The sequence below is a fragment of the Streptomyces sp. UNOC14_S4 genome, assembly GCF_020740835.1.
Classification (GTDB): domain Bacteria; phylum Actinomycetota; class Actinomycetes; order Streptomycetales; family Streptomycetaceae; genus Streptomyces.
The window spans coordinates 1-2,405 of the sequence record NZ_JAINFC010000783.1; the positions used below are offsets into that span (position 1 = coordinate 1).

Genomic DNA, 2,405 nt, shown 5'->3' on the forward strand with positions numbered 1-2,405 from the left:
GCACGAGATGGCCGGGGAGGGCAACGGATGGCCGAGGCGGGCATCGGCACACTGCTCGTTCAGCTGCGCGATGACCTTGGCTGGTCACAACAGCGTGTCGCTGACGAGTACAACAAGGCCGAAGGACGCTCGGCCATGACCGGCAAGGAAATCGGGCGGTACGAACGTGAGTCCCGCGTCCCGACGTCCCGGACATGCAGCTTCCTTGCGGTCGTCTTCGGCATCGAAGCGTCGGCACTCGACCGCGCGGCCAGCGTGACGAAGAAGCGCAAGAAGGCGGGGCGATGCTCCTCCCCATCGGTTGAGCGGGTGACCTCCCCGCCGTCACGCCGCTCTCTGGCGGTGGATGCCGCTGCGTCGGCGAGGTTTTCGCGCTTCGTCGCCGCACGGAACACGGACGCTGGTGCTGTGGAACAGCTCGATGCCGAAGTGTTCACCCTGGCACGCCAGTACGTCAGTCGTCCGCTCTCGGAGCTGTACACCGGCATTCGCGAACTGCGCGATGAGACTTTTGAGTTGCTGAGGGGCCGACAGCGGCCACGGCAGACCTTGGACCTCTACGTGACCGCGGGGCGGCTGTGCGGGCTCTCCGCCCACGTGTGCCTCGACTCGGGGGACTACTCCTCCGCGATGACTCACGCCCGTACGGCCTGGGCCTGCGCCGAAGAAGCGGACCACCACGGGCTCCGTGCCTGGGTTCGAAGCATGCAATCGTTGATCAGCTTCTGGGGCGGCGACCCGAGGACAGCCGCCGAGTTCGCCCGCGCCGGCCAGTCCTTCCCCGTTCCCGGAACGGTGAGCGTCCGCCTTGCCAGTCTCGAAGCCAGAGCCCTCGGCGTGACCGGAGACCGGCGTGGAGCCACTGCCGCCCTGCTCAGGGCCGAACGCGCACGGGACGCCTTGCAGAACAGCGACGAGATGCCCGGGATCTTCAGCTTCCCGCACGCCAAACAGCTGACGTACGCCGGAACCACGTACCTCTCGTTGGGCGATCGTGGCAGCGTCCGACAAGCGATCGTCAGCGCCACCGCTGCCGTCGATCTCTACCGCGGTTCCGACGCTGACGACCGCTCGACCGGCGATCTCCTCGCGGCCCACTTGGACCTCGCGCGCGGCCACATGCTCGCCGGGGACATGGAAGCAGCCGAGACCAGGCTGACGTTCGTCCTCGACAGCCCTCCCGCGCTTCTCTCAGCGAGCATTCTGCGCCGTCTCGCTGATCTCGGCGACGAACTCGGGGCCGACGAGTACCGTGGCTCACCAGGGATCGCACGCCTGCGCGACCGCATCATGAGCACCACCACGGCCACCGCCTCACACCGATAGCCTTCGGAGCCGCTGACGTGACTGACGCCCCCGCACGACACGACGCAGCTGTCACTGACCGATCGCTCCTGGCAGGCAGCGCCTACAAGAGCGGGCGTGACCTCGCGGCGCGACAGTCCCTTTACCGGTGGCAGTCCCCGCGTTACGACCTGCCCGGCCTGGTGGTGGAGCAGCTCCGGCATGTCCGCGGGACGGTCGTGGATGTCGGGTGCGGAAACGGGAAGTTCATCCGCCGTCTCCGGGACAACCGGCCGGACCTGCGCCTCCTCGGCCTCGACATTTCGGCAGGCATCCTCGCCGAAGTACCGGGGCCCGTGGCCGTAGCCGACGCGTCCCGGCTTCCCCTGCCCGATGCCGGCGCGAACGCCCTGCTGGCCCTGCACATGCTCTACCACGTCGAAGACATCCCCGCGGCAGTCGCGGAGCTCGGCCGGGCCCTGGCGGACGACGGAACCGTCATCGCCTCGACCAACAGCGCACGGGACAAGGCGGAACTCGACGACCTCTGGCAGCGCGCATCCGGAGACGTACTCGGTCGTAAGCGCGGACCCTCGCGCATCTCGTTGAGCGCACGGTTCTCGCTGGAGGAAGCGCCGTCGTTGCTCGGCGCCGCCTTCGGCACTGTGCGGATGCTCGAACTGCCCGGCACCATCACGGTGACCGACCCGGCCCCAGTGATCGCGCACATGGCGTCGTACCGGGCCTGGGCCGACCAGTGCGGCGTCCCCTTCGACGCGATGATCCAGCGTGCGGAAGAGATCGTCTCCCAGCAGATCGAGAAGCACGGCCGATTCGAGATCACGTGCCTTGGCGGGCTGCTGGTGTGCCGCCGCTGACCTCGACCGGGACGGCCTTCCCAAGTCCCAGCGCCAACGGTCACCGCTCCGTGGCGCCGGTCTCAGTGCCACGGAGAAGGGAGTCATCCAGTTCCAGCAGCCCGAGGCCGCGCACGGCCAGTACGTCCGTCTCCGTGGCCGTAGTGGCGGGCCCGGCCCGCGCCCGCCTCGCACCGCTGAGAGCCTTCGCTCCTGCGCACTGCTGCCTAGCCCCCCTCCAGACGGGCAACCCACCCCCAGGAC

2 protein-coding genes are annotated in these 2,405 nt (G+C 68.6%); both read left to right on the top strand.

What is annotated here, in order from left to right:
* Window positions 1–27: 27 nt before the first annotated feature.
* Window positions 28–1,326 (top strand): XRE family transcriptional regulator, encoded by a 1,299-nt coding sequence (locus K6I34_RS35680; RefSeq protein WP_229332181.1) that lies wholly within the window; start codon window positions 28–30, stop codon window positions 1,324–1,326.
* A 17-nt stretch (window positions 1,327–1,343) separates the two neighbouring features.
* Complete coding sequence (locus K6I34_RS35685; protein WP_229332182.1) at window positions 1,344–2,162, top strand: class I SAM-dependent methyltransferase; 819 nt, start codon at window positions 1,344–1,346, stop codon at window positions 2,160–2,162.
* Window positions 2,163–2,405: the final 243 nt, after the last annotated feature.

What these genes read in the sequence shown, in the direction of transcription:
- K6I34_RS35680 (WP_229332181.1), top strand. Translation starts at nt 28, where the DNA reads ATGGCCGAGGCGGGCATCGGCACACTGCTCGTTCAGCTGCGCGATGAC.